Genomic DNA, 26,182 nt, shown 5'->3' with positions numbered 1-26,182 from the left:
AATGGCTGGCCAAATCAGCTACCTGACTATGGATCCAATGTCAGGTCCGAAGCTTACTGTTGGCGCCCGTTTTTCACCGTTTAGCTGGCTTGAACTTTCTGCAATTGTACCTTTTGGAATCTTCAGCATCGACAGTCCCCATGAGGAAATTGACGAATCCAATCTATTCGGTATTATGAATTCACAATTCGGGTCGAAATTTCAGCTTTCAACGGGATTCAGCCTCTATGTAGACGCCTACCTGCCAGGCACAAACTATTTAAAACAAGGTAATTTTGCTGTCGATTTGGGCATGCAGCATTCTAACATTTTCACAAGCGTTATATGGTCCAAGTATATTGGCATCATGCTGGGCGACGAATGGATTAATGAATTCCTCCACTTTGGTACCGAAATCGACATTTTGTTCAAAAGCTTTACAATTTACACAGCCCTCGAAATCATCAAGGGTAAAGAAGCCCCCTACAACAGTTCCACCGAAATCACTTCCACTAATTTCGGTGTCATCTTTGATATAGGAGCAAAGATCGAGCTTTCTGACAATGTGACTCTGGATGCATCCATAGAGATTACAGGAGGCAACCGACACAAGCCCAAAAGAATCGATGAACCAACGGCATTCAGCATATCTCTTTTCTACAACTTCGATTAAGAATAATATTTCCACAAAAAAGAACTCCCGGCAAATGTCGGGAGTTTCTTCATTAAATTACTTTAGCTGCTAAACGTCGTCTGATTTCTTTATGGGAATCGGGAGGAACGGCGGTTCGAGTTCCAGGCAAATCGGGCAGTGGTCCGAACCCTTTACATCGCTCAGGATTTCGGAGCTTACGACATTGGGCATCAACGCCGCATCGACAAAGCCATAGTCCAAACGCCAACCGACGTTTCGTTCACGGGCGCCAAAGCGGTTCGACCACCAGGAATAGGCATCGCGTGTATCCGGATGCAATGTGCGGAACGTATCGACAAAGCCGTTTTCAACGTACTTGTCCATCCAAGCACGTTCAATCGGCAAGAAACCGCTCACGTTCTCGTTTTCCTTCGGGCGGGCAATATCGATTTCCTTGTGGCAGGTATTGTAGTCACCGACAGTCACCACATGCTTGCCATCGCGCAACCACTGCTTGGAATTTTCAAGGAACGCGTCGTAGAAGCGAAGCTTGTAATCCAAGCGGTCATCGCCCTGGCCACCATTCGGGAAATAAATGCAGTTGAGCACCCAGTCCGGGAACACCAGCTGGAGCACACGGCCTTCTTCATCGAATTCCTCGATGTCAAAGCCGTAATTGACCGCATCCGGTTCAATCTTTGAATACACGGCCACACCACTGTAACCCTTCTTGCGCTTGCAAGCGTTCCAGTAGGTATAATAGCCTTCACGGCTTGCCACTTCAGCAACCTGGCTTTTTTCGGCGCGGACTTCCTGAAGGCAAAGCACATCGGGATCGGTCGCAGTGAACCAATCTTCAAAGCCTTTTTTCAGTACGGAACGAATACCGTTGACGTTCCAGCTGTAGATCTTCATTTTGACCCCAATCTCAATTTTACAGCCAAAGATAGAATATTTTTTGAATATCCAAAGGGTACAAAGCCCTCTACACAGGCAAAAAGTTTATAAATGTTTACAAAAATGCATTTTTGTACAGAAAAACACACCTATTTTATTCATTTTCAAAAAAAATTTCACAAATATGTCTAATAATCTTATATTTGAAAACATGAAGAATAAAATCTTGTTGTCCTCTTGTTTTCTTGCAATTTCGTTCTTAGCCGGTTGTGCAGGTTCTTCTGCGCAAAAAGGGGAAGAACTCGTTATCCCAACCGACCTCCCGCCAATTTGCCGCGACATCGACTTTGTCGCAAACCCCGACATGCGTGAAGTTTGTGGGGTCCGCAAGGCAAGCCGTCACAACATCGCCTATAAGAACATCCCGCAGCAACGCTACTTGATCAAGCCTTCCGAAACATCAATTGTAAAAACAAACGGCAAGCTTGAACTCCGCTTCCAGAACTCCCTCCCGATCTACCTTGAAGGGCCGATCGCAAATGAACTAGAATTCAGCCAGGAAAAGCGTCTTGAACGGATCAAGAACACTTACGATTATCACGAAATTACAAACAAGGGATCTGAAAGACTCCGCATTTTCAAAATGGGTATTCCAACCGATAAGGGAAACAAGTACGACTACTGCTTCCGCATCCCAGAAAAAAAGGGTAATGACAGAACCCGAAGCAAGGCTATGGGCGTAAACATCGAGACCATGTCCTGCACAGAATTCGATAGAATCATCGCAAACCGATAAAAACAAATCGAACAAGTTTTTAGCAGCTCTTAAGGGGCTGCTTTTTTTTGTGTCATTTTTTTGATTCTCTTTTTTGCTAAATTATCGAACGGTAAAAAAGTGAACGAAAATAAGTACATACACAACGCTCTGCGGCAGATCCACGTCGATACGCCCTGTTCGCCCATTTCCGGATTTTCGATTTCTGGACTTGCGACGTACATCCAAATTCCAGAGCTGGATTTTTGCATTGACATGGGTGAATGCCCGCTCTCGGCGATTCCCCTGAACCACGTGTTCCTGACGCATGCGCACGGCGACCATGCCCGTTGTCTGATGCGTCACCACAGTTTGCGCAAGATGATGGGTGTCGAACGCGACAGCGTTTATTACATGCCCGAATGCGTAAGCGAAAACGCAAAGGCATGGATCAAGGCTGAAGCTTTGTTCGAAGGCGTTGGCGAATCGAAATTCCGTTACCCGGAAATTGAACCGGTCTCCGCAGGCGAACTGCAATTTTTGAGATACCGCAAGGATCTCGCGCTCGAAGCGTTCGAAGTCAAGCACTCCATCCCAGCGATGGGCGGTACGCTCTACTTTTACAAAAAGAAGCTCAAGGAAGAATTCCTGGGAAAGACGCCAACTGAAATTATCGAACTTCGCAAGAACGGGGTCGAAATCACGCGTGAAGTTTACGAGCCGCTCGTGAGCTTTATGGGCGATTGCCTTGGCGAAAGTCTGCTCGACAACAGCCGCGTTTTCCAGTCGAAGGTGCTGATTACGGAATGCACGTTCCTCGACGACGGCGAAGAGGCGATGAGCAAAAAGAAGGGCCACAGCCACTTGAAAGATATCGTGCATGCGCTCAACGAGCTTGACGACGAAATCAAGTGCGAAAAAATCATCTTGAGCCACTTCTCGATGAAGTATTCCGAAAGGCACATTCGCGAGATGCTTGACAAGGCCATCCCGGACAAGTTCAAGGAGAGAATCGTAGCGTTTATTTAGCAGGAAGTTGACAGTAGAATGTAGGCGGTAGGAAGGCTGAAAAAGTCATTCTCGACTGAGCGTAGCGAAAGAGGGAATCCATACATTGCAGATTTTGAATTGTATGGATCCTCCTAGCGGAGGATGACGAACAAAAGCATGAACGGCGTCATCCTGGAGCCGAAGGCGATGGGAACCATTATTTCTCGTATCTACGTTTGGAACGAAGGATCCAGTAAAGTTTAATAGGAACAAAAAACATGGCAGAAGAAACCAACAACGAAATTTTAGAAGAAGAAAAGGCTCCGAAGGAAGTCGTGATTCCGGAATTTTACCGCGACTTGAGTCAGGATCCGCAAATGAAGGCGCTTTGGCATTACGTGTTCCGCACGAATGGCGACCGCAAGCCCATCAAAACGCCAGACGGAAAACCACACAAGCTCGACTTCACCTGGAAGGACATGTTCCCGAATGAAAACGGACACATCGAAGTCGAAATCGGAAGTGGCAAGGGCAACTTCATGACCGATTACGCCGAGAAGCACCCGGACTACTTTATCATGGGTAGCGAATGGGATTTCACGTGGGCCGCATTTGCGCACGAACGCATGGAAAAGCGCGGCATCGTCGCTCAGGGTAACGCCGCCATGTTGCGCGGCGACGTTTTCTACTTCTTGCGTGACGCCGTAAAGGACAATACCGTGGACGCATTCCACATGTATTTCCCGGACCCATGGCCAAAGGAACGCCACCACAAGAACCGCTTGCTGCGCCCCGATTTCCTCGATGAAGTCGCCCGTTGCCTAAAGCCGGGCAAGCGCATTTTCTACTGGGGCACCGACCACAAGGAATACAACGAAATCGCCCTTGAAACGTTCGATGCCTATCCGACTTGCAAGGTACTTGTCCGCAATACGGCAGAACCTACCGAAGGCATCATGACCGGATTCGAACGCAAGTACAAGAAAGAAGGCAGACCTATTTATAGAAGTATTATTGAGTTTGAGAAGTAGAACTTAGTCAATGGTCATTAGTCAGTAGTCAATAGCAATAGCAACAACTAATAACTAATGACTAATAACTAATAACTAGAAATAATCATGTTAAAGCAACTCACAATAAACAGCTTTACACTCATTGCCGAGGCAAGCGTCCCGTTCCATGAAGGTTTTACCGCCATTACGGGTGAAACTGGCGCCGGCAAGTCCGTCTTGATGAAAGCGCTCCGCATGGTCTGCGGAGACAAGTCGCAAGCGTCGATGGTCCGCACTGGCGAAGAAAAAGCGGTCATCGAAGGAACGTTCGACATTTCGAACGAACCCGAAGTCAAACAAATTCTTGCAAAGCTGGAACTCGACGACGACGATGAACTCATCATCCGCCGCGAGATTCTTGAAAACGGAAAGGGACGCGCCCGCGTGAACGGTTCCGTTGTGAGCCTCTCGGATTTGCAAGAGCTTGGCGAATCGCTTATCCAGATGCACGGGCAGAGCGAACAGCTGTTATTGCGCGACATCCGCACACACGCAAAGATGCTCGATGAATACGCGGGCAACAGCGAGTTGTTAACAAACTATTCAAAAAGCTACAACGCCTGGAACAACGTTCTCGCCGAGATTCAAAAGACAGAAGCTCACGCCAAGGACCTTGCGCAGCAAAAGGACTTTTTAAAGTTCCAGTACGATGAACTTTCAAAGGCAGCGCTTCGCGATGGCGAAGAAGAAGAACTTGAAGAAAAGGTCAACGTAGCAAGCAAGAGCGAAGCGGAACACAATCTGCTGAACGAGATTCAAGGATTGATCGGTTGTGACAACGGCATCTTGGAACAGGTCCAGAACCTTCAGTACAAGTTGCGCAGTCTCGCTCAAAAGATTCCGCATTACGAAGAAGATTTGAATGCGCTCGTCGAAGTGGCCGATCCGTTCGAAGGAATTTGCAAGGACTTGCAAAGGCTCCGCCCATCAAAGTCCATGAGTCCTGTTGAAATCGACCGCGCCAATTCTAGGATCGCAATGATTCAAAAGCTCAAGCGCAAATACCGCACCGACGTCGCCGGACTCATCGCGCTCACCGAACAGCGCAAGCAGGAACTCGACAGTCTCGAGAACCTCGATGCCGACCTCGACGAACTCAGGCGCAAGGCTGACGCACACAAGGCAGAGACCTACCGCCTTGCTACAATGCTCACGGAGAAGCGCCGTGAAGCAGCCCAGCGCTTTGACTCGGCCGTGCAAGAAATCTTGCACAGCCTCGGCATGCCCAAGGCCAAGTTCTTCACGAGCATCACCGAACAGGACCCGACGCCAAACGGTGCCGACCGCATCGAGTTCTTGCTCGCCCCGAACCCGGGCGAAGGCGAGAAGTCTTTGCAAAAGGCTGTTTCGGGCGGCGAACTCAGCCGTGTGCTGCTCGCCATCAAGAGTGTCATGGCAGACCTCGACAAGGTCCCGCTCCTGATTTTCGACGAAGTGGATTCCGGAATTTCAGGTGAAACAGGCAACAGCATCGGCGATGCACTGCGCAATTTAGGCAAGCACCACCAGGTACTTACCATCACCCACTTGCATCAAGTCGCAAGCCGCGCCCAGAATCAGCTCGCCGTGAGCAAAAAAGAGGTTGAAGGTAGGACATTTACGACCATTATCGACCTTGACAAGAACGGACGTATTGAAGAAATTGCTAGAATGTTAGGTGGAACATCTGAAACTGTTCGTACCCATGCAAAGCAACTGTTGGAGAATAATTTATGACAGAACCAGAAAATACTTCTGATGTTCGTTTAAGATCGCGCGTATGGAGCATTTTACGCGCACTCGTCTTTGTCTGCGTCATAATTTTCATTTGGGAAGACTGGACCACGATGGCGTGTTCCTTTGTCGGTATCGCGCTCATCATGGGCTGGGTGAACCTGTTCCAGCTCAAGAGCCAGGAAATCGAAAAGCCCTACTACAGACTTTGGCTTAATACCATTGACGGTTTTTTACAGTTTATCGTGATGGCAAGCATTTTTGCCCGCGACCTGATCCAGAATGAAAATGTTGAAAAGATTTTAGCCGTCGGATGCGCCGTTTTGCTGGCGCGACTCATTGCGCATACCCTATTTTCGCTTGGAGTCCTCCGCGAAGGTAAGCAGCTCCCCCGCAAGCGCCGCTGGAGCAAGCTCGCCAATCTCTCCGTGACAATTACGATGGGCGTCTATCTATTGAATCTGGAAAACCTCCAGCAAATCATGATGGTCGTTTCCATCTTGCTCATCGCCGCTTCTACCGCCGCATATGCTTACTGGTACTACCGCGACCCAGCGCATCGCAAACCTCTTTCAATCGCAAGCCAGCTCACCATGAGCCGCATTGTGCTTACGCCGTTTTTCCTCTGGGTATTCTTCTACGATAACGATCTGGATTACAGCAACAACAATCTCGTGTTTAAAATCCTTGCGCTTGTAATGGTGCTAGGCTTTATGCTCACGGATTTTTTGGACGGCAAGCTCGCCCGTTCAATGGGCGAAGTCAGTACGCTCGGCAAGTACCTCGACCCGTTCAGTGACAAGATTTCGAACATGACGATTTTCATGTGCTTTATCGCAACAGGCTATGCTTCTGTTTGGATGGTCGCCTTGATTTACTTCCGTGAATCGAGCGTGGAAACACTCCGAACACTCGCCGCAAGTGAAGGCCTCATTATGCCGGCACGTCGCAGTGGCAAATGGAAAACAGCGTTGCAAGGGATCGGCATTGTCGCAATTCTCCTCGGAGCCATCGAACCTGTCCGTGCTTTGATTCCAGGATTCGAAGGGATTTGGCATCAGTTCCCCATTATTGTGATGGGCATCATAACGGCCATTACACTCATCAGCGGAATTGATTATTTCTACGCAAGCAAGCACATTTTGAAAAAATTTGTGTAATGGAATTTCGCTTAAAAACGGCGGAAAAAACATAAAAAAAGCTTATTCTGCAATTTACTCTGCACCTTAGGCTTGCCAAATCTATTATTATTTTCTATATATGGATCAACCTCGACGCGGGGTGGAGCAGTTGGTAGCTCGTCGGGCTCATAACCCGAAGGTCGCAGCGTTCAAGTCCTGCCCCCGCTACTAAAAAGACTTAGATTAAATCTAAGTCTTTTTTTATATTTGTAGTATGTCTCGCATTTCAGAACAAGAAGCTCTCGATTTATTTTTGAACGCACCGCTCGACGAACTTTGCGCACGCGCCAACGCCGAAAAAGAAGCACGCCACGGCAAGTCCGTTTACTGGGTGAACAATCGCCAGATCAACTACACGAACGTATGCGTTTTGCACTGCAAGTTCTGCGCATTCAGCCGCATCAAGAAAGATAGCCCGACTGCTTACGACTGGAATTACAAGACCATCCGCGACAAGGCCGCCGAAGCCATTAGCAAAGGCGCCCGCGAATTGCACATTGTTGGCGGTCTCCATCCGGATCACCCGTTCAATTACTACATCGAAATGTTGCGCAAGCTCCGCAAGGAATTTCCGTCCGCCAACTTGAAAGCTTTTACCGCCGTCGAAATTTGCCATTTCGCCAAAATTTCTGGCCAGACGCCCGAACAGATCATGGCAACACTCAAGGACGCAGGCCTTGACGCCCTCCCTGGCGGCGGCGCCGAGATTTTAGTACAAAGTGTACGCGACAAGATTTGCCCGGGCAAGGAAACTGGTGAAGAATGGCTTGACGTCCATCGCGCCGCGCACAAGCTCGGCATCCCGACGAACGCCACCATGCTCTTTGGGCACATCGAAAAGATTGAAGACCGCATCGCGCACATGAAGATGCTCCGTGACTTGCAGGACGAAGCTCCAGGATTTTTCGCATTCATACCGCTCGTGTACCACCCGGAACACAATGCGCTCCACAAAATCGTCCCGAACATCACAAGCGAAGAAGACATCTTGCGCACGGTCGCTGTTTCTCGTTTGTTCTTGGACAACTTCCCGCACATCAAGGCGTACTGGATCCAGATGGGCATTGAAACCGCTATGAAGGCGCTCCACGCCGGCGCATCGGATTTGGACGGCACGATCATCGAAGAGAAGATTACGCATGCCGCAGGCGCCACGGTTCCCGTGGGCATGAGTCCAGAACGCATGAAGAACCTTATAATAAAAGAAGGCCTCGTTCCGGTGGAACGAGACGCTTTGTACGAAAAATTTTCGTAAGTCTTATGCGAGGACGCCGATTTCCTTGAGGTAACGGCCGAGCGCATCCTGCCATGTGGGGAGCGGCTTAAAGCCAGCTTCCACAAGCTTGCTCTTGTCCAAGCGGCTATTGAACGGACGAGCGGCTTTGGAAAGTCCGTATTCCGCAGTCGTCACCGGCAACACCTTCGTCGGAAGCCCCGCCTGCTTATAGATTTCCTTCGTGAATTCGTACCAGCTGATGAATCCGCCTTCATTCGTGGCGTGATAGTAGCCGTACTTGTCCGTTTCAATCATATCGACGAGAAGTCGGCTCAAGTCGAGCGTGTAAGTCGGCGTACCAATCTGGTCGTAAACAACGCGGACCGTATCGTGAGACTCGCCCACTTTGAGCATCGTCTTGATGAAGTTCTTGCCATTGAGGCCGAACACCCAGGCGATACGCACAATGAAATACTTTTCAAGCGTTCCGCTAACAGCAAGTTCGCCCTTGAGCTTGGATTCGCCATAGACGTTGAGCGGTTCGTAATCCTTGCAGTCCGGTTTCCACGGAGAAGTGCCACGGCCGTTAAACACATAGTCCGTGCTGATGTAGACCATCTTCGCATCGATTTCTTTTGCGACGCGGGCGATGTTTTCTGTACCTTCAGCGTTAATTGCAAAGACCTTCGCTTTCTTGTCTTCGTCTTCGGCAAGGTCCACTGCCGTCCAGGCGGCGCAATGCACAATCACGTCTGGATTTACGCTCTTGATGGTTTCGGCGACCGCCGCTGCATTCGTAATATCCATCGGCACATAAGGCATCGTCGTCACAGCGCTTCCGTCGGCAACACCGGAATAAACCGGAGCAATATCGCTACCGACGCCTTCGTAGCCGCGCTTAGCAAGTTCATTCATCACATCGTGACCCAGCTGGCCACCAACACCCGTCACTAAAACTTTCATAGAAAAACCTCTACGACAATAATAGCAAATAGTAATTGTTTATTGTCTGCTACAAGTTATTACAGTCAATTCTTACGTCATTCCGGCCATCGAGCTGGAATCTAGACTAGACGGCGGATCAAGTCCGCCATGACACAGTGCGTCTGTTAGCCAGGATGTTTATCAGATTTGCAAATTTCTATCTTTGGGCACGATGTTTGAAGCGTTAAATTTTCATTTTTCGGCATACGACTGGCTGCTCGTTTTCATGGTCACTGCCCTCGGCACCTTGAGCGCCTACCTGAAGGACCCGCAACTCAAGGCGGTCACAGCGACCATCCCCATCCCCTGCGGTTTTGCCTACATCGCAGTCGGGCTCCCGATGAACACCGAGAACGCCGTTTCCGGCTTCATGTGCATGTTGTACGTACACATTGTGCGTATTCTCCATTACAAAGTAAAAGTCCCGATTGTACCGTCGATTATTGCCGGCCTCGCATTTTTCGTCGCACTCGGAACATTCTTGCACGCCCACATCCCCGAAGGCGAAGCCTACTTTATCGGCGCATGCGTTTTTGACCTTGTCTTCGGCATCATCTTTTTCCAAAAGCAAAAGTACAAGGCCGGCGTGCGCTACAAGACACCGCTCCCCGTTTACATCAAGGCACCCGCCATTGCAGGCGTCGTATCCGGGCTGATGCTCATCAAGCGCCTGATGGGCGGTTTTTGTACCAGCTTCCCGATGATGAACTCCATCGTGAGCTACGAGAGCCGCTATTCGCTCGGCGATCAGTGCAGGCAGCTTCCGCTTTTTCTCATCGCAGGGCCATTCATGTTCGTCACTATGCGATATGTGGAAATCGGTTTCGGGCTCAATCACTGGATCGTACTTCTCATCGGATATATCGTTTTTGCACTGATTTACTGGCCGCTCAACAAGGAACTCAAGCGCCGCAACGAAATCAACTACAATTCAGTAGACAGTAGGAAGTAGGAAGTAGGAAGTAGAAAGTGAAAAGCGGGCTGTAAACGGCGCTTTTTAAAGGTATTTGGAAAAATTTACTTGAAGAAATCCCCCAACAAGGGTAAATTTAAAGAGATAAAACAAGGAATTTCACGCAATGCATAAAATTTCCCGTATTTCTTTAGCTTTTACCGGCGCCATCCTCTCCGCCTCGCTTTTAGCCGCCTGCGGCGAAGACAACCCGACTAACGCTTTCGACAAATTCATGTCAAGTTCCTCGACCACCCCGTCGGATCCTCTTTCAAGCGTTACGCCCCCCGGTTCTTCAAACGACAATCAGTCCCCTACAAGTTCTGCCGAGGCCACATCTAGCTCCGCAACAAATCCTGGTGATGGCTCCAGCTCCTCGGACGCAAGCGTCCCGCCCGCATCAAGTTCTGAAGGATCGCTTGACCCGACTTGCGTTGAAACGCCAGTCGCAACCATCGCCGTCGATTCCATCGGCCTCGCCGATATCGGCGACGTGTTCAAGAGCGTCCGCTGCAACGAAAAGGCTGTTTTTGTGATCCGCCACGGCGAACGCAGTGACGCAGAGACCGGTCCCGAAACTCCGCTTACCCACTGGGTAGGTGAGCCAGATACCATCGCCGGTCAGCCAACCGATGGCGTTCGCCAATCCATCGCCGTTGGTAAAAAGCTCATCAGCGCCGACGAATTTACATACACGCACACCAAATTCGTCCGCACGGAACAGACTTGCTTCTACATCGCACAAGGACGTGGGCAACAGACTTTCCCGCATGATTCTTCTGAAATTTATTCCATCAGCTGGTACAAGAAAGACAAGGAACGCTACAAATATTACGACGACTCCACCAAGAACGTCCGTCTCGTTATTTCGGGCTGGGCCTATGACAATCTTTACGCCGATGCATTCTACGATTTGACCGAAAAAACGAACGAAATCATCAAGACGCATATCGCTCCGGACTACGCTTCCATGAACAAGTTCCGCGTCATTTGCTCCCACGATGACTTCGTTCTCCCGCTCGCCGTTTTCGCCTCGAACGGAACGGTGAATTTCAGATTCCACGACCCAGCTTCGAGGCACTGGCCGTACTTCCTCTCTGGCGTCGCCGTCATCATCGACAACAAGAACCAAATCAGGTACGTGCCGTTCAAAGGACTTGGCATCGGAGCTGAATAGATTTTTTGGTTATTGGTCTTTGATCAATAGTCATTAGTTACTTGATTTTTTGACGATCCTCTCGACTTGATCGAGGGGATTTTTTGTATTTTGCGCATTTTTCGCCTGCGTTTCGAAATGTTCTCAAAATATTTCTCAAATTAAGGTTTAAATAAGAACCACATTTTCAAATATTTATATATATTAACAACGATTGTAAGGGTTTAATTGTTCTCAAAATTCCAACGGAGACGATATGTTTGGTAAAATTTCATTGATCGGCATCGCCACTTTGGCAGCTCTCGCCACGACCGCTAACGCCGAAAAGTACGAATGGGGCAACGTCCGCTTTGACGGCGGTGGATTCGTGAGCGCTATTATGCCGAGTCCGACGGTCGAAGGCCTCATTTACGCGCGTACCGACGTGGGCGGCATTTACCGCTGGGATGCCACAAGCAGTCGCTGGATTCCGTTGATGGACTGGATCAGCCAAAACGACGTAGGTCTTTATGGCACCGAAGCTTTTGCGCTTGATCCGCAAGACCCGAAAAAGATTTACGTGCTCGGAGGCACAGGCTACTTTAGCAAGGGCCGCACTGCCGTTTTGCGCTCCTCCGACATGGGCGCCACTTGGGACACGAGCTATGTAGAAATGCTCGCCCACGGTAATGGCATGGGCCGCCAGACGGGTGAAAAGCTCGCCGTGGACCCGAACAAGTCTAATATTATCCTCTGCGGCAGCCGCACGAAGGGCGTTTACAAGAGCACAGACTCCGGCAAGACCTGGACAAGCCTCTACAAAGTTGCACTTTCTACCGCAACCGAAAGCAGCCTCAACGGCGTGAACGGCGTAAGCTTCGTGATGTTCGACCCGACTCAGGGCAAGCTCGCCGACGGCAGCACAGCAACAATTTACATCGGCACTTCCGAAACCACGGACAACTTGCAGGTCAGCCATGATGGCGGCGCTACTTGGGAAGTCATCAAGGGCGCTCCGAGCGGTCTTATGCCGCATCGCGCAAAGATCGTAGACGGCAACATGTACGTCACGTTCGCCGACGGTCCGGGTCCGTACAATATTTCTCGCGGTGGCGTTTTCAAGTACAACATCAAGGCTGGCACTTGGACGGACATCACCCCGTTTGACGACAACGAAAAAGAAGACGGCACCATCGCCCACGAAAAGAATAATTGCTCTTACGGTGGCATTGCCATTGACCCGAAGGATCCGAAACACATTGTCGTTTCAACGCTCGGCCAGTACACCGGACGCCACTTTTTCAAGGACAAGACTGAAAACTACGGTGACCGCATTTACGTGACAACCGACGGCGGCGAAAACTGGACGTTCGGTCAGCACTACGGCGACGGCGTGAACATGGACGCAAACGGCAACAACTGGATTCACGGAAACGCGATTCACTGGGCTGGCTCCATCGAATTCGATCCGTTCAACAACAAGAAAGTCTGGGTGACCAGCGGTAACGGCATTTTCCAGACCGATGATATCACCGCCAAGGTTCCCGTTTGGAAGTTCCAGTCCGTGGGCATCGAAGAAACAGTCCCGCTCGACATCGTGAGCATCCCGGATGGACCGCTTGTCACCGCCATTGGCGACTACGATGGCGCAGTCTACACCGACATCAAGAAGAGTTCCCCGCGCCACACGCCGATTATCGGCACGACCGAAAGCATGGCATACGCTCCGCTTTCCGGCTCCCTCCTCCGCACGGGTATCATCACCGTTTACGGCCAGTACGAATCGATCAATTACAATGTCATGTACCGTTCCGAAGACATGGGCGCCACCTGGGATAGCGTGAAGACGACGCTCAAGGGCGGCAAGGGCCTCGTGGTTCTCTCCGCAGACGGCAAGGTCATCCTCCACCGCCCGGACCAGAGCGCAACCGTTTACCGTTCTGATGACAATGGCGCCACTTGGACCGCCGTTGAAACCGGCACACAGACACAGTACGCACGTATCGTCGCAGACCCGGTCGATCCGAAGACATTCTACGTGATGGGCGCCATGGGTACACTCTACAAGTCCAGCGACGCCGGCAAGAACTTCACCGCACAGGACGCTCGTTTGCAGAACGAACAGGCTGGAGAATACTACAACGGCGCAGGTCTCATCCGCACCGTTCCGAAGAAGGAAGGCCACCTCTGGGTTCCAATGGACCAGGCTCAAGTCTGGCAGCCGAAGGGCTTCACGGAATACGGCCTTGCTTACACGGAAGACGGCGGCAAATCCTGGAATCGCTGCGAAGGTGCCAAGACAGCAATCTCCGTTGGCATCGGCAAGGCTAAGGAAGGTTCTGACTACGAAACGATTTTCATCTGGGGTGCAGCCAAGGAAGGCGACCCGATCGGCATCTACCGCAGTACCGACAAATGCAAGACGTTTGAACGCATAAACGATGACGCCCACCAGTACGGCGGTCCGGGTAACGGAAACTTCGTGCAGGGCGACATGAACACATTCGGTGTTGTCTACATGAGCACAGTAGGCCGCGGTCTCGTGGTTGGCGCACCGGAAGGTACTGAATTTGTAGAAGTCCCGCCGACAAGCCTCAACAAGATTGCACACAACATCGGCAAGGCAACGCTCACGCAGCAAAATAGAACATTGCATGTGAACGTTCCGAGCGAAAGCAAACTCGAAGTTATCGCACTGAACGGCAAGACGCTCCTTACCGCAGACGTGAACGGCAACAGAAGCGTAAGCCTCAAGAAGATCCCGAACGGCAAGTACATCGCAAAGGTTGTCAGCGCTAACGGCAAGTTGCTCTTGAAAAAGGCTATTGCGATTAAATAAAGCGCATTAAAGTTTCAATAATCATCAATCCCACACTTCAAAAGGCTAGAGTGCAAAGCGAACGCTTTTAAGCTCTAGCCTTTCTTTTTGCTATGTTATAAAGGAGATGCCCGATCAAGTCGGGCATGACAAAGTATTTAAAGCTTGGCAATATCCGATGCAAGAACTGACGTTTAAAATCATTGCGCGAATCAAGAGCGATTTCCGTGAAAAGTTTGGCATCCCGCGACAGAGCGGGCTGGTGCAGAACTTGCGTTCCACGATACGCTTTGAGCCGGAATTTCGCAATGCCGATGCGCTCCGCGGTCTCGAAGGTTTTAGCCACCTGTGGATCATGTGGATTTTTTCGGAGAACATCCGCAGCACGTGGAGTCCAACGGTGCGACCGCCAAGACTCGGCGGCAACAAGCGCCTCGGCGTTTTCGCCACGCGTTCAAGCTTCCGCCCGAACCCGGTCGCGCTCTCGTGCGTGAAGATTGAGCAAATTCATCTCGACGGAGCCGAAGGCCCGGAAATCGTCGTAAGTGGCGCAGACCTCATGGACGGCACACCGATTGTCGATATCAAGCCGTACCTGCCTTACACGGATGCCCACCCCGAAGCGATTGGCGGTTTTGCAGACGCCGTGAAGCAGAACAAAGTTCACGTCAAGAATCCCGATGCTCTCGCCAAGCTGAGCGAAGAAAAACGCACGGCGCTTATCGAAGTCTTGGAGCAGGACCCGCGCCCCGCCTACCAAAACGATCCCAAGCGCGTTTACGGTTTCCCATTTGCAGAATACGAAGTCAAGTTCAAAGTCGCTGGCGACGAACTGAAAATTATTAGTATAGCGTAAAAATAAAGAAAGAGCCCCGTGCGAACACGGAGCCCTTAGCATTGAGGAGAACTTATTATTGTAAATTCACACGCTGCATGATGTGCGATGAAGCGGTCACCACGCTCATTATGTAAATTCCTGAAGAAATATTCTTTCTAGATATCAGGACATCGCTTTGCCCAGCAGACAACAAGCGATTTGCATAAGCTACTTCGGAACCAAGCGCAGAATAAAGACGAACGCTTACGACACCCGAATGAGCCATAGATACAGGCACACGCAAGAAAGCTCCATCAAACGAAACTTTGCCAACACCCACTGCATGAACGGCATTAGGTATAGCAAATCCACCTACAGTAGAACTAGAAGAAACCGTACTGCTGCTAGAAGCCTCAGAAGAACTCGACAAGACCTCGCTACTGCTACTAGACTCTTCAGCAGAGACAGGCTTGAGATCATCCCCCAGGACTTCGATTACTTTTTCTGCATAGCGCTTGCCGAAATCGCGATACCCCTGCGATGAAAAATGAATACGCAACATGTCTAGGTCATTAAGGCCCTCGGCAGAAACGAGATAGAAGTTCTTGGATTTGCTCGGGAGCTTCCTGATGTTATTGTTCGTCCCTTTGGAACTGCCGTTATACGGAACCTCTCCCGCAAAAAATGGAATGTTTTCATCAAGCCCAACATCCTTAACCAGACGGTCATAGACTTTCTTGACCTTGTTCGGCCAATCACTGTCGCCCTCATCAGTTTCGCCCTGATGGAAAATGATTCCCTTGATGACACCGTCTTCCTTAGCCTTTTTCGCCATATCGACCAGACGCTGATAAGGATCGCCACCATAATCCCTGACAATATCCATAAACCAGCCCGCCTGCTGACTCCAATAGCTATCGCTAACCGGGGGATCGAACAATACAATGCTGCACCCTGCAACTGCGACCACGACAACCCCCACCTTAATCTGAGGGTCTAATCGTTCGACCAAGGTTCGTCCAAAGTAATCCGTGGGACCTAAGCCACCGTGCTTATTTGCTAAAGGCGGAATCGCATCGTTCCACGTTCCGAGCTTGCGTCCATTAAAGTTATCAATCGTCGAAAACATCTGGAAACGCGGGTCAACCGTCTTGTCCTTGCTTTCAATCGTTCCTTGGCCTTCCATATTGGATTGACCAAACGCGAGATAAATATGAAAATTAGGATCTGGCGTAGCAAAGGCCGACGAAACGGCTAGACCCAAACCCAAAAACAAGCTCACGACACGCGAGACTGTCATCTATCACTCCTTGAGGCGCAAAAATCCCTAACACCTTAAATATACCCTTCAATTAAAGGCTTTCATAAAAAAAAGGCAAAACTCGTTGTAGATATCTGCAACGCCATTTTCGCATACAAAAAGGCCCTGCACGGGTCCGCGCAGAGCCTTTGCCTACAGGATCAAAACTAGCGATTCAAGTCAATACGCTTGGTAATACTTGCAGAACCCATCTGGACATTTAGCACATAAACACCAGAACGCAAGCCCTTCCTGGAAAGAGAAACCGTTTTCGTTCCCTGTTCAACAGACTCGCTGACATTCGCAACTTCATTGCCAAGTACGGAATAAAGACGAACATTCACCACGCCAGAACGGGAAAGGGACAGCGGGACCTGTAAAGCACCGCCCACAAAAGAGACCTTCCCCACACTCAATGTACGGGCCGCATTGGGGATAACAATCCCACCGACAGTGGAACTAGAAGAGACCGCACTGCTGCTAGAAACCTCAGACGAACTCGACAAAGTCTCGCTACTGCTGCTAGACTCTTCAGCAGAAACAGGCTTAAGCTTGTCTCCAAGAACCTCAACCATTTTCTCGGCATAGCGCTTGCCGAAATCGCGGTATTCCTGAGCCGTAAAATGGACATTCTGCCCATCGCCAAGAGCCTGGTTAAAGCCCTCGGACGAGACCACATAAAAATTGCTGGACTGCTGCGGGAGTTTTGCAATGTTGTTATTCGCGCCCTTGCTCGAGCCCGTGCGCAAGACCTCGCCTGCAAGGAACGGAATATCGTTTTCCAACCCAAGATCCTTAATGATATTGTCATAGACTTTTTTCACCTTGGAAGGCCATTGACCATCGCCGGCATCCGTTTCGCCCTGATGGAAGATGATTCCCTTAATGACACCATCCTCCTGGGCTTTCTTAGCCATATCGATCAAACGGCCATAAGGGTTTCCACCGTATTGATTGATATATCCCGTCATCCAGCTCTGGGTATTCTTGACCGAATTGATGTAGTTCTGGTAATTCGCCTTATCAAACAACTGGATGCTGCAACCCGCAACGGCAACAACGATAACGCCAACCTTGATTTTGGAATCGGTCTTTTCGACCATTGTGCGGCCGAAATAATCCGTAGGGCCAAGTTTTGCGTTATTGCAATGCGCAAGAGGCGGCTTTGCCGGGGACCATTTGCCCTTGGAAGCCCCCTGGTTACAGGACGCATTATCGGCAGACCAAAGAACCCGGAACCGCTCATCGACAGTCCTATCCTGGCTTTCGATATTGCCCTGGCCTTCCATATTGGATTGACCAAACGCTAAATAGATGTGAAAATTAGGGTCTGGCGCTGCAAATACTGAAGAAACAGCAAGACCCATGCCTAAAAACAAGCCCACTATCCGTGAGACATTCATCTTACACTCCTTGGGACCCCAAGTCCCCAAACAACTCTTCCTAATATATCCTAAACGAGGAGAGATTTGTTAAATCTTTGGAAAATCGCGTTGTAGCCATCTGCAACATTGAATTTTTTATATATATTCCCATAAAAACGAGGATTTTATGACCATCAAAACTTTGACATTCATTGCCTTTGCTGCAACAATGTTCACCGCCTGTGCCGAATCGACCACAACGCCACCGTCAAAAGCTCAAGAGTGCGCCGCAGGACTCACTGCACAATGCATCCTGGGAACCTGGAGCACCGAAGGCCCAACGATTCCTCAACCGGCCGGCACCGATGTTATTTATATCATTGATCCAAGCCATAATTTCAGGGAAGACCCTGCAACGCTAAAATTCTACGTCGATGAAAAGAAAGTAAACAAATTCGAGTTTACGAATTCTTCAAAAAGCACAGCATTTGAATGCAAGCCGACAAAGATTTATGGAAACTGGGAAATCATCAACAATTCCATCCATCTCAACGCAACCGCCGGTAACGATTGCATAGACCGTTCTCAAAATGACAAGACGATTCAAGCCGAAATCAACATTGACGGTAACGATGTCGCATTGACCATTAAGGAACTTTACTTTTTGGAACCTGAAATGAAAAGCGCCGATGCCGTTGTAAAGGCAAACGCCTACGAAGTCTACAATTTCGTTTCTTCGAACTAGTTTTTCCGCCAGCGGTTGCATTCATATTCCAGCAACTGCTTGAGCGCAAAAGAACATTCCTGATCAAAGCGCGAGTCCTTGAGGCTCGCCTTTTTTGTTGTTTGCACACGCCCCGCAAAAGAGGCAACAGTCTCGCCGGGAGCGCGACTGAACCCCAAGCGGGCAAGTCGTTTTTCGGCATCGGCAAGGAGGGCAATCCATTGGGCCGCATTTTTAGAAACAGCCTGCTGCTTGCGCCGTTTTCGGAAACTACGGAACCTGAGCAGCGCAAAAACCAGGAGCAATATAGCAAGGGCAAGATAAAGAGCGGGACTCGAAACAATGCGTTCCGAAGCGGTTTGCCAGCTATCGACGACACGTCGCCATTCACCGTCCCTGAGCAAATGCATCACATAAGAGAACCGGCCTTTCACGCCTTCAAGCTTTACCGCCAACCATGAATGCCTTGCAAAAGTCATTTCTGTGACAGGTGGAGTCGGATCAAATATGTACCACTTATGGTCAATGTAGACTTCTACCCAGGCATGGCTATGACGGCGACGGAACGTCACATACGGGCGGCCCGGAACATGCTCGGGGCGAGCAAAGCCCGTCACGTAGCGCGAAGGAATCCCCTGATGGCGCAAGAGGAGTGCCGCAAGCGTCGCATAGTACTCGCAATAGCCTTCCTTGGTTTTCCAGAAAATTTCAATCGGGTCGGTTTTTGAATTTTGGGTCCGGCCGGGAACGATATACGAATACTTAAAATTATGGATAAAATAAGATTCTATCGTTTTTAAAGTTTGGACCGCAAATTGTGCGCTATCGAGAGTCGCCGAGTCTGTATCGAGATGCGCGGCCGGTAGAGACATAGTCGCGGCAATTGAATCTAAAAGAGATTTTTCTCTATTCGGGATTTGCAAGAAAGCGGAAAGTGATTCAATCGTCGAAGAGTCTGCCGAAAATGTCGCCGAGGAATCCACTGGTAAATGCGCCGCAATCGCAAGAGTTTCCGCAGAATCCGGCACATAATAATACCAGTCGCTACGCACACCGTTTGCATCGGCAAAAATATTCGTCGAATAGTAATTCAGTGAGTCCGCATTTTTGCTAGCCACGCCCACAACATTCGGAGGGGCAAACATAAAGCCGAAATTATCAAGAGTCGCCTGCACCCAAACGGATTTGACATTTGGCGCAACCACCGCAGAATCTTCAGATTCAAAAACGGCGTAGTCCACCCGATAACGCGCCGGATAAAGTTTCTTCTCGGCCGTCGCCGGGAGTTTCCAGATGCCCGCCACATATTTTTCATAGGCGGCAGCCCGCAGGTACGGAGGAGCAAGAGTGTCCCAAACTCGGAGGACAATTTCACTATTGTACTTGGAATTGTAATTACTGGAGAAGGAACCCAACGCAGCCACGGGATCAAATCCCATCACGCGATTCTTGACGTAATATTCTTCGGCCCAGCGCCCACTGTAATAGCGATTGCTCTTCCAATATTTAAAACCGAGATACGACGAGCCGCACAGACTCGCATAAAGTAATACAAAAAGCAACCGTTTGTAAAGAGCAACACGTGGACGGCTAAAAGCATACACAGCAAGCAAAAGTGCCACGACAGCACTGATTACGCTTGCACGAGGCGCTTGGAACAATCCCATGAAAAGTGCAGCAACGCCATTGAACACAACAAAGACTTCGTAGCCGCCATTCCCAAGACTCCGCTTTTGCAGCCACGCCAAATAAAGCAAATACCAGGCCGGAATAAAGACCAAGTACGGCGAGACGCCCATTTCAACGCTTGGCGTCAGCACCCACCACAGCGCACACGGGACAATGGCGCCGTATGCAAAAATTTTTCTGTAGCGCGGGATTTTTATCTGGTTCGTCGCGGACTTTGAAAGCACAAATTGCTTGATGTGAATCGCGATAAACAGCGCTGCAAAAACAAAGCCAAGAATTTCAAGTCCGCTTGAAATCCCCAAATTGATAGAGACGATGCAGAAGAAAATCGTCTTCGAAATTTCACGGAAGTTCATCATAGACTCACCTCCGCTTCACGAGAATTTTCAAGCGAATCTCGGGAAACGTGTTCGAGATGCGCACGTTCACGAAGCAATCGTTCATTAAAAACGCGTTCGAGATGCGCCGCGTTCACGGACAAAATATCATCAGAAATGGCGACCTTAGATTCGTCCGTCAATTTGGAATGCGCATCCAAAATCACTTGCTTATGCACAAGCGGATCATCGGTCGCAAAAAGTCCCATGCGAAGCACTGGGCCTAGCGGGCGCGCCGCAGGAGACCAGAGTTTTGGCGCACTCGTCAACTTGCGAGATTTTTCCGCAATTCGAGATGCGCGCATTTCAAACAAAGACGTCGCCGGGATTCGCGCAAGCGCTTCCAAGAAGCTCAGGCCGCCATCGCCCTCTACAAGTGCAATTTCATCATCGCCAATGAAAAAACGCCCAAGCGCCTTACGTTCCAAGAGCCACAAACCAACGCCAGCCGCCAAGCGGATCAACATTTCAACAGCCGATTTTTCGCGTAAGCTACGAGATGTCACATCCAGCACGAGAATCGCACCCGCGCCACGTTCCGTCTCAAATTCCTTCGTGAAAGGTTTGCCGTAACGTGCAAACGCCTTGTGATGCAAATCGCGCAAGGAATCGCCCTCGCGGTATTCGCGCACACCTACAAAATCCATCCCGCGCGTAAGGCTCGGCATCAACAGCGGAGCAAACACAGCACCGCTCGCGCCAGACGTCAAAAACGGGAACGTTCCCACACGCAACGGGCGCGGAAATACGAGCAGTTCCGCTTTTCCGGCATTTGCGGCATAGCGCAAGGCGCCATTTATTTCCGGGATAATCACCGCCACTTTCGGAATTTCAAAGGCGCCACGTTTTTTCGTCTGGATTTTGCAAGTGAGCTTCGCCGTCTCGCCAGCAGCAACCGCAACAAGCGCAGACTCTTCGCACTTGAGCGAGGTATCCATGCGGAAGCATCCAAGCGACACCGCATTTAGCTTATCTTCAGCAGAAACATGCAAGTCAACGGTAGCCGTTTCACCTTCGTAAACATTCCGGACAGAAATATGGCCCGTCTTGAACTTGCTCTTACGAGCGGTCATGAAAAGGCACGGCACAAGCGCCAAGAAGTACATGAAGTCAAGACCGCAGAACACCCACGCCGCCCAGAATCCAGGCACCGCCCCTGCAAACATCGAGAACAGCATCAGCGCTGCCGCCGCATGCCCCACCTGCGTAAAGCCTTCTTGCCAAACGTAGTACAAACGCATCAAGAGTCCCTTGCGCTTGGGACTTCTGGGGATGGCGTTTATAAAGAAATGGAAGAGAGACATTACTTCGGCACTCGCACCTGCTTCAAGATTCCTTCGAGAATTTGTCTGGAAGCACCGGGTGTATTCGAATCTTTTGCAAACACGCGATGTTCCATCACCGGGAAAAACACATGCTGAATGTCATCGGGATTCACGAAATCGCGACCCGCGACATACGCGCAAGCTTGCGCCATCTTGATGAGGTTAATTCCTGCACGAGGGCTTGCCGCCAAGCGCACTGCCGGATTGACGCGTGTCGCCTGCACCAGCGAAACCACGTACATTTCAAGAGATTCGTCAATGTGAATCTTGCGGACGTCGTTTCGCACCGCAATAATTTCATCAGGAGTCGTCACCGCCTTAAGCGTATCAAGCGGTCGCCCATCGCGATGCGCACGCAAAATGCCAAGTTCTGTTTCCGCCGTCGGGTACCCGAGTGAAAGACGCACCAAGAATCTATCCATTTGCGCTTCGGGCAACGGAAACACGCCGTGAAATTCCACGGGATTCTCGGTCGCAAGCACCATGAACAGTTTCGGGAGCGCATGACGTTCACCCTCCAGCGAAACCTGCCGTTCTTCCATCGCTTCCAAAAGCGCACTTTGCGTTCGCGGAGATGCACGGTTAATTTCATCCGCCAAGAGTACCTGCGTAAAGACAGGCCCCTTGCGAATTTCAAACTCGCCCGTATTCGCCTTAAACACGGCACCGCCCGTCACATCGGCGGGGAGCAAGTCCGGCGTAAACTGGATTCGCGCAAAGTCCGCACCAATCGCTGCGGCAAGCGCTTTCGCAATCGTCGTCTTGCCCGTTCCCGGCACATCCTCGATAAGCACATGGCCATCGGCAAGGAGCGCCATCACAAGCATTTCTACCTGGTCCTGCTTACCAAGCAGAACACTATTCAAAGACTGTATAAGATTTTCAACCATACCCATAATATATATAGATAATGGTCAATGGTTAATAGTCAAAAGTTCAGTCACTGACACAGCGGACAGAAAGGGCGTAATCTTTCATCTCTTTGGTTATTTCAACATTGGGATTTTCATATTGCATTCGTACGGAATATACAAACCTTGTACTGCTCTCAGTAGAACTCCAAAAAACCGTGCCATGGTCCACACTGTAGAAATCACGGTCATGGGAATAACCTGCGGGCAACGCCGAGAAACCGTAAGTATCCTCGCCATTTTCCCCACTGGACCATACTTTTTTAGTCTTGAGTTTTGTGGCGGCAACCGAAGTGCCTCCAACTTCACTGAACAAATAACTCCAGTCTTCATAGCTGGGCAAGTGCCAACCGCTTGGGCAAGCGGTCATCGCAGCAGACCACGTATAGTAGCGGCCATACATTTTGCAATCGGCATCCTTTTCCACATTGCAAAGGCTGTTTGCCGTATTGTAATTGAGATTCTGCGCCATCCACATCTGGTAGCCAATGATTGCAGTCCTGTAGGTTTGACCATCGCGCGGGTCGGTAAAGCTCCCTACGACAGCTGTCGGTGGCAAGTCTGCCGGATCAAAAGTCTGCTGATTTTCCCCATGCTGTTTGACCCACGCTTCATATTCATCATCAAGCATTCCTTCGTAGTCAGTACATGCAGCGAGAAAAATAGCAGAGCAGACGAAAGCAAACAGGCCAGGGACCTTTCCAAACCCAAATTTCAAATTTCGTTTTCCTAATTTCATCGCCGCCTCCTAGAAAAAGAAGCCAAATCCGATGCCCGCAGCACCGATGATGGTCAAGGCAATTCCCACGCCGCGCTTCATCTGCCCGCTATGCGCCTTGTCCTTGGCCTCCTCATACTCGGCCTTATTGCTGAAGCCTAAATCGTGAGCCAATTGCGCATCGGAATTGCCAATTGCAGCAAGTACAATACCCGACGTCACCAACACACCACCGCCAATGAGTGCACCCCAGCGAATCCATGAATTTTTCGCCCTATTTTTTACCGCAGGAACATCACCAATTGGCGTTGACGACCTATGAACTTTTCCATCATCCTTGCCAGAAGGAGTTGAATCCAGATTCACGCTACCGACACTGATTTCTTTGGCTTCAGATTCTTCAGAGGATTTATTTGAGCTGAGAAAATCACCAATGCCGCCTGCGCCCTTATTCACGCGACGCCCCCCATACTTCGGAGATGACGGGCTTTCGCCTTTCACCTTGCGGAAAAATTCAGGAGCGCTCTTCTTTATTTCATTCAGAAGTTCTTCTACACTTGCTCCATGCCCGTTGAAGCTAGCAACAAGCTTGTTCCCTGCCGTTTCGTAGATTTCAGCAGAAATGGCAAGCTTCGAACCGAATTTTCCCACGCGAGCCTGGCAAACGTAATCGGCGGCAATGTTGCGCCCCGTCTCCACAAGGCAGCTGCCTTCGCACTCTTCAAGCGCTTTCCCCGGCGGAAGCATCTCGCTGATATTCTCGCGGGTCATGATCGTAAAGTTCTGCGAGGCTGGAAGTTCCTTAACAGCCTCTTCACGTAGAACATTCGTAAGGTACTGCCGGTCAGACAGAGACACCTTCTTTTTCACGTCCGAATCTACGCCCGTTTCAAGCACGGCGACATGCGCCGCCATAGCACTCGAAACAAAAATCAAAAAGAAGAAAAGAGTCTTCAATAGATGATTCATAACACTTGGCTTCTATAAATTTGGTGAAAGTCAGACAGTCCAACTACTCCGAGAACGTGAACGGAATAGTCACGGTCGTATTGCCCTTCGTCACCTTTCCGAACGTCCACGTGCTTACGGCCATCTTGATGATTTCATCAAACCCGCTATCACCTGTATTTGATTCCACGACAGAAATTTCACTGATATCACCATTAGGCGTGATAGTAAACTTCAGCTTAATCCTACCCTGCAATTTTTTGTTTTTCTTGCGATACTGGTCGTAAATCTTTTTGAGGTCTGGAGTGCGCTGCTTGACAACCTGGTCGATGTCACTGCTTGTGCGTACCGAAGAAGTTTCATCTTCGCTATCGAAATTGCTTTCGAAACCTCCGAACAAAGGTGCCCAGTAATAGGAGTAAACATCATCAACTTTGACGTCAGGAACTTCATTGCCGCCCTTCCAGGCTTTGTACTTTGTCACCTTGATCGTACAATTATTTTCGTCACCCTTCACATCGATGTAATAGCGGTGTGAAATAGAACCGACCACACCATATCCCGCATAAATCGCGATCAGATGCTTTTCCGTAACGATCTTGCCTTCCTCAGGATCGGCCTTGGTGAGTTCGACGCCCCTATCCCTGAAAGTAACCACCACCGCATTGTAGCACACATCGCGAGGTTGATTATAACTTCTCGTAAGATACTGGTCGTAGAGAGCGGGATCGTTCAACTGCATGGTCTTTGCACACCCAACGAGGAGGGCAATCATGGATACGAATCCTGCAACAACATGGATCTTTTTCATAGGGTCTCCTTTTTTATCTTTGATAATATAAAAAAATAAGACGGCCTACATTTTTTATGACCGATCCACGAATTTATTTTGCACACAAAAATGCAACTGAACTAAATATTTGTAAACGAAAATTAACTATCAATTTTAATAATTGGCATATATTATCTCATCCGCATGCAAAATCTACGAACAACCTGCCGCAAGACGCGCATGCCGTACGTAACCACATTGAGATTTGATTTTTCGCCAGCGTAACGTGTGGGAATCGGGAGTTCAGCAACCGCAAAACGGGAAGCATCGGCAATGGAAATGAGTTCCAAGTCAATATCAAACGATGTGCTCAACCGATTCAAACCAACCGTTTTCAAAAATCTCGAAGAATAAACGATAAAACCACTATGGCGGTCCGTAAGCTTCACGCGGAAAGCCAAATTTTCAAGCGCCGTCAAGAACGCGCCACCAATGCGCTTATACAACGGCATTCCGCCACGCTTTGCATCCCCTGCGACCGCATGACGAGAACCCTGTAACAAGTCAAGATTCCTGTTTTCCATTTCGGTAAAGAACTCGCCCAGTTTTTCCGCAGGGTATTGACCGTCTCCATGCAGGCAAGCGACAAACGCAGCGCCCGAGGCCAAGCCTTCGGCAAGACCTTTTTTGACGACGGCACCGTAACCGCTATTTTGTTCAAACTTAAAATATTCAAAATGCGATTTGAAGTTGCGCGCATTTTCCGACATAAAGCGTTCAAACACCTGCGCCGTTCCATCGCGTGATCCATCGTCTACCACAAGCACATGCGCACGAGCTAAAACTGATTCATCAATTTTGGAGAGAACTTCACAAAGTATATTTTCTACGTTGTACGCAGGAACAAAGATGAAGTAGTCAATGGTCATTGG

At 49.7% G+C, this 26,182-nt stretch carries 23 protein-coding genes and 1 tRNA gene; 13 read left to right on the top strand and 11 right to left on the bottom strand.

Annotated features, from left to right (window positions below; genetic code table 11):
• Position 1: 1 nt before the first annotated feature.
• Entirely contained in the window at positions 2-652 is a 651-nt protein-coding gene (locus tag ACJMM9_RS04860; protein ID WP_405324351.1) for a hypothetical protein, read from the top strand.
• A gap of 69 nt (positions 653-721) precedes the next feature.
• On the opposite strand, the gene ACJMM9_RS04855 is transcribed toward ACJMM9_RS04860, so the two are convergent.
• Positions 722-1,528, bottom strand: a complete 807-nt coding sequence (locus ACJMM9_RS04855; RefSeq protein WP_405324349.1) for an exodeoxyribonuclease III — start codon at positions 1,526-1,528, stop codon at positions 722-724.
• Positions 1,529-1,721: 193 nt separating this feature from the next.
• On the opposite strand from ACJMM9_RS04855, the gene ACJMM9_RS04850 reads away from it, so the two are divergent.
• From ACJMM9_RS04850 to mqnE, 7 genes are all read left to right on the top strand, one after another.
• A complete protein-coding gene (locus ACJMM9_RS04850; RefSeq protein WP_405324347.1) occupies positions 1,722-2,306 on the top strand; it encodes a hypothetical protein in 585 nt (194 codons plus the stop codon).
• A gap of 99 nt (positions 2,307-2,405) precedes the next feature.
• The gene (locus tag ACJMM9_RS04845; RefSeq protein WP_405324345.1) at positions 2,406-3,293 is read left to right on the top strand and encodes an MBL fold metallo-hydrolase; all 888 of its coding nucleotides are present in this window, start codon (positions 2,406-2,408) and stop codon (positions 3,291-3,293) included.
• Positions 3,294-3,532: 239 nt separating this feature from the next.
• Positions 3,533-4,285: a tRNA (guanine-N7)-methyltransferase gene (locus tag ACJMM9_RS04840; protein ID WP_173466156.1), complete on the top strand. Its 753-nt coding sequence runs from the start codon at positions 3,533-3,535 to the stop codon at positions 4,283-4,285.
• 87 nt (positions 4,286-4,372) lie between these two features.
• The gene (recN, locus tag ACJMM9_RS04835; protein ID WP_405324343.1) at positions 4,373-6,022 is read left to right on the top strand and encodes a DNA repair protein RecN; all 1,650 of its coding nucleotides are present in this window, start codon (positions 4,373-4,375) and stop codon (positions 6,020-6,022) included.
• A complete protein-coding gene (locus ACJMM9_RS04830; protein ID WP_405324341.1) occupies positions 6,019-7,179 on the top strand; it encodes a CDP-alcohol phosphatidyltransferase family protein in 1,161 nt (386 codons plus the stop codon). The genes recN and ACJMM9_RS04830 overlap by 4 nt, the downstream gene beginning before the upstream one ends.
• A gap of 115 nt (positions 7,180-7,294) precedes the next feature.
• Positions 7,295-7,368, top strand: a tRNA-Met gene (locus tag ACJMM9_RS04825).
• Positions 7,369-7,414: 46 nt separating this feature from the next.
• Positions 7,415-8,455 (top strand): aminofutalosine synthase MqnE, encoded by a 1,041-nt coding sequence (mqnE, locus tag ACJMM9_RS04820; RefSeq protein WP_405324339.1) that lies wholly within the window; start codon positions 7,415-7,417, stop codon positions 8,453-8,455.
• Positions 8,456-8,458: 3 nt separating this feature from the next.
• On the opposite strand, the gene rfbD is transcribed toward mqnE, so the two are convergent.
• Entirely contained in the window at positions 8,459-9,379 is a 921-nt protein-coding gene (rfbD, locus tag ACJMM9_RS04815; protein ID WP_405324337.1) for a dTDP-4-dehydrorhamnose reductase, read from the bottom strand.
• 193 nt (positions 9,380-9,572) lie between these two features.
• Here rfbD and ACJMM9_RS04810 point away from each other — a divergent pair, with 193 nt between their 5' ends.
• From ACJMM9_RS04810 to tsaA, 4 genes are all read left to right on the top strand, one after another.
• Positions 9,573-10,352, top strand: a complete 780-nt coding sequence (locus ACJMM9_RS04810; RefSeq protein WP_405324335.1) for a hypothetical protein — start codon at positions 9,573-9,575, stop codon at positions 10,350-10,352.
• A 127-nt stretch (positions 10,353-10,479) separates the two neighbouring features.
• The gene (locus ACJMM9_RS04805; protein ID WP_405324333.1) at positions 10,480-11,529 is read left to right on the top strand and encodes a histidine phosphatase family protein; all 1,050 of its coding nucleotides are present in this window, start codon (positions 10,480-10,482) and stop codon (positions 11,527-11,529) included.
• 235 nt (positions 11,530-11,764) lie between these two features.
• Positions 11,765-14,326, top strand: a complete 2,562-nt coding sequence (locus ACJMM9_RS04800) for a 1,4-beta-glucanase (RefSeq protein ID WP_405324332.1) — start codon at positions 11,765-11,767, stop codon at positions 14,324-14,326.
• A 157-nt stretch (positions 14,327-14,483) separates the two neighbouring features.
• Entirely contained in the window at positions 14,484-15,161 is a 678-nt protein-coding gene (tsaA, locus tag ACJMM9_RS04795; protein ID WP_405324330.1) for a tRNA (N6-threonylcarbamoyladenosine(37)-N6)-methyltransferase TrmO, read from the top strand.
• A gap of 55 nt (positions 15,162-15,216) precedes the next feature.
• Here tsaA and ACJMM9_RS04790 read toward each other — a convergent pair whose 3' ends face one another.
• Both ACJMM9_RS04790 and ACJMM9_RS04785 read right to left on the bottom strand, forming a co-directional pair.
• A complete protein-coding gene (locus tag ACJMM9_RS04790) occupies positions 15,217-16,422 on the bottom strand; it encodes a sialate O-acetylesterase (protein ID WP_405324328.1) in 1,206 nt (401 codons plus the stop codon).
• 167 nt (positions 16,423-16,589) lie between these two features.
• Complete coding sequence (locus tag ACJMM9_RS04785) at positions 16,590-17,825, bottom strand: sialate O-acetylesterase (protein ID WP_405324326.1); 1,236 nt, start codon at positions 17,823-17,825, stop codon at positions 16,590-16,592.
• A gap of 148 nt (positions 17,826-17,973) precedes the next feature.
• Between ACJMM9_RS04785 and ACJMM9_RS04780 the strand changes: the two genes are divergently transcribed.
• A complete protein-coding gene (locus ACJMM9_RS04780) occupies positions 17,974-18,531 on the top strand; it encodes a hypothetical protein (RefSeq protein WP_405324324.1) in 558 nt (185 codons plus the stop codon).
• On the opposite strand, the gene ACJMM9_RS04775 is transcribed toward ACJMM9_RS04780, so the two are convergent.
• The 7 genes from ACJMM9_RS04775 to ACJMM9_RS04745 form a co-directional block, all read right to left on the bottom strand.
• Positions 18,528-20,558, bottom strand: coding sequence for a transglutaminase family protein (locus ACJMM9_RS04775; protein ID WP_405324322.1), 2,031 nt, complete (start codon positions 20,556-20,558; stop codon positions 18,528-18,530). The two genes, ACJMM9_RS04780 and ACJMM9_RS04775, sit on opposite strands and share 4 nt — an antisense overlap.
• Positions 20,555-21,880, bottom strand: coding sequence for a DUF58 domain-containing protein (locus ACJMM9_RS04770; protein WP_405324320.1), 1,326 nt, complete (start codon positions 21,878-21,880; stop codon positions 20,555-20,557). The genes ACJMM9_RS04775 and ACJMM9_RS04770 overlap by 4 nt, the downstream gene beginning before the upstream one ends.
• Positions 21,880-22,791 carry an AAA family ATPase gene (locus ACJMM9_RS04765; RefSeq protein WP_405324318.1) on the bottom strand — a complete coding sequence of 304 codons (912 nt, stop codon included), beginning with the start codon at positions 22,789-22,791 and terminating at the stop codon, positions 21,880-21,882. Before ACJMM9_RS04765 ends, ACJMM9_RS04770 begins: the two co-directional genes overlap by 1 nt.
• Positions 22,792-22,837: 46 nt before the next feature.
• Positions 22,838-23,551: a fibrobacter succinogenes major paralogous domain-containing protein gene (locus ACJMM9_RS04760; protein WP_405324317.1), complete on the bottom strand. Its 714-nt coding sequence runs from the start codon at positions 23,549-23,551 to the stop codon at positions 22,838-22,840.
• A 9-nt stretch (positions 23,552-23,560) separates the two neighbouring features.
• A complete protein-coding gene (locus ACJMM9_RS04755) occupies positions 23,561-24,499 on the bottom strand; it encodes a hypothetical protein (RefSeq protein ID WP_405324315.1) in 939 nt (312 codons plus the stop codon).
• A gap of 43 nt (positions 24,500-24,542) precedes the next feature.
• On the bottom strand, positions 24,543-25,289 hold the full coding sequence (locus tag ACJMM9_RS04750; RefSeq protein ID WP_405324313.1) for a TonB family protein: 747 nt from the start codon (positions 25,287-25,289) through the stop codon (positions 24,543-24,545).
• A 152-nt stretch (positions 25,290-25,441) separates the two neighbouring features.
• Complete coding sequence (locus ACJMM9_RS04745) at positions 25,442-26,179, bottom strand: glycosyltransferase family 2 protein (protein ID WP_405324311.1); 738 nt, start codon at positions 26,177-26,179, stop codon at positions 25,442-25,444.
• Positions 26,180-26,182: the final 3 nt, after the last annotated feature.

The organism is Fibrobacter sp., from assembly GCF_045112255.1.
Lineage (GTDB): Bacteria > Fibrobacterota > Fibrobacteria > Fibrobacterales > Fibrobacteraceae > Fibrobacter.
The sequence above is the reverse complement of the archived record's forward strand: the minus strand, read 5'-3'. Positions and strand labels throughout refer to the sequence as shown.

Coding starts and splice junctions, on each gene's coding strand:
- ACJMM9_RS04860 (WP_405324351.1), top strand. CDS start 2: ATGGCTGGCCAAATCAGCTACCTGACTATGGATCCAATGTCAGGTCCG.
- ACJMM9_RS04855 (WP_405324349.1), bottom strand. CDS start 1,528: ATGAAGATCTACAGCTGGAACGTCAACGGTATTCGTTCCGTACTGAAA.
- ACJMM9_RS04850 (WP_405324347.1), top strand. CDS start 1,722: ATGAAGAATAAAATCTTGTTGTCCTCTTGTTTTCTTGCAATTTCGTTC.
- ACJMM9_RS04840 (WP_173466156.1), top strand. CDS start 3,533: ATGGCAGAAGAAACCAACAACGAAATTTTAGAAGAAGAAAAGGCTCCG.
- recN (WP_405324343.1), top strand. CDS start 4,373: ATGTTAAAGCAACTCACAATAAACAGCTTTACACTCATTGCCGAGGCA.
- ACJMM9_RS04830 (WP_405324341.1), top strand. CDS start 6,019: ATGACAGAACCAGAAAATACTTCTGATGTTCGTTTAAGATCGCGCGTA.
- mqnE (WP_405324339.1), top strand. CDS start 7,415: ATGTCTCGCATTTCAGAACAAGAAGCTCTCGATTTATTTTTGAACGCA.
- rfbD (WP_405324337.1), bottom strand. CDS start 9,379: ATGAAAGTTTTAGTGACGGGTGTTGGTGGCCAGCTGGGTCACGATGTG.
- ACJMM9_RS04810 (WP_405324335.1), top strand. CDS start 9,573: ATGTTTGAAGCGTTAAATTTTCATTTTTCGGCATACGACTGGCTGCTC.
- ACJMM9_RS04805 (WP_405324333.1), top strand. CDS start 10,480: ATGCATAAAATTTCCCGTATTTCTTTAGCTTTTACCGGCGCCATCCTC.
- ACJMM9_RS04800 (WP_405324332.1), top strand. CDS start 11,765: ATGTTTGGTAAAATTTCATTGATCGGCATCGCCACTTTGGCAGCTCTC.
- tsaA (WP_405324330.1), top strand. CDS start 14,484: ATGCAAGAACTGACGTTTAAAATCATTGCGCGAATCAAGAGCGATTTC.
- ACJMM9_RS04790 (WP_405324328.1), bottom strand. CDS start 16,422: ATGACAGTCTCGCGTGTCGTGAGCTTGTTTTTGGGTTTGGGTCTAGCC.
- ACJMM9_RS04785 (WP_405324326.1), bottom strand. CDS start 17,825: ATGAATGTCTCACGGATAGTGGGCTTGTTTTTAGGCATGGGTCTTGCT.
- ACJMM9_RS04780 (WP_405324324.1), top strand. CDS start 17,974: ATGACCATCAAAACTTTGACATTCATTGCCTTTGCTGCAACAATGTTC.
- ACJMM9_RS04775 (WP_405324322.1), bottom strand. CDS start 20,558: ATGATGAACTTCCGTGAAATTTCGAAGACGATTTTCTTCTGCATCGTC.
- ACJMM9_RS04770 (WP_405324320.1), bottom strand. CDS start 21,880: ATGTCTCTCTTCCATTTCTTTATAAACGCCATCCCCAGAAGTCCCAAG.
- ACJMM9_RS04765 (WP_405324318.1), bottom strand. CDS start 22,791: ATGGTTGAAAATCTTATACAGTCTTTGAATAGTGTTCTGCTTGGTAAG.
- ACJMM9_RS04760 (WP_405324317.1), bottom strand. CDS start 23,551: ATGAAATTAGGAAAACGAAATTTGAAATTTGGGTTTGGAAAGGTCCCT.
- ACJMM9_RS04755 (WP_405324315.1), bottom strand. CDS start 24,499: ATGAATCATCTATTGAAGACTCTTTTCTTCTTTTTGATTTTTGTTTCG.
- ACJMM9_RS04750 (WP_405324313.1), bottom strand. CDS start 25,289: ATGAAAAAGATCCATGTTGTTGCAGGATTCGTATCCATGATTGCCCTC.
- ACJMM9_RS04745 (WP_405324311.1), bottom strand. CDS start 26,179: ATGACCATTGACTACTTCATCTTTGTTCCTGCGTACAACGTAGAAAAT.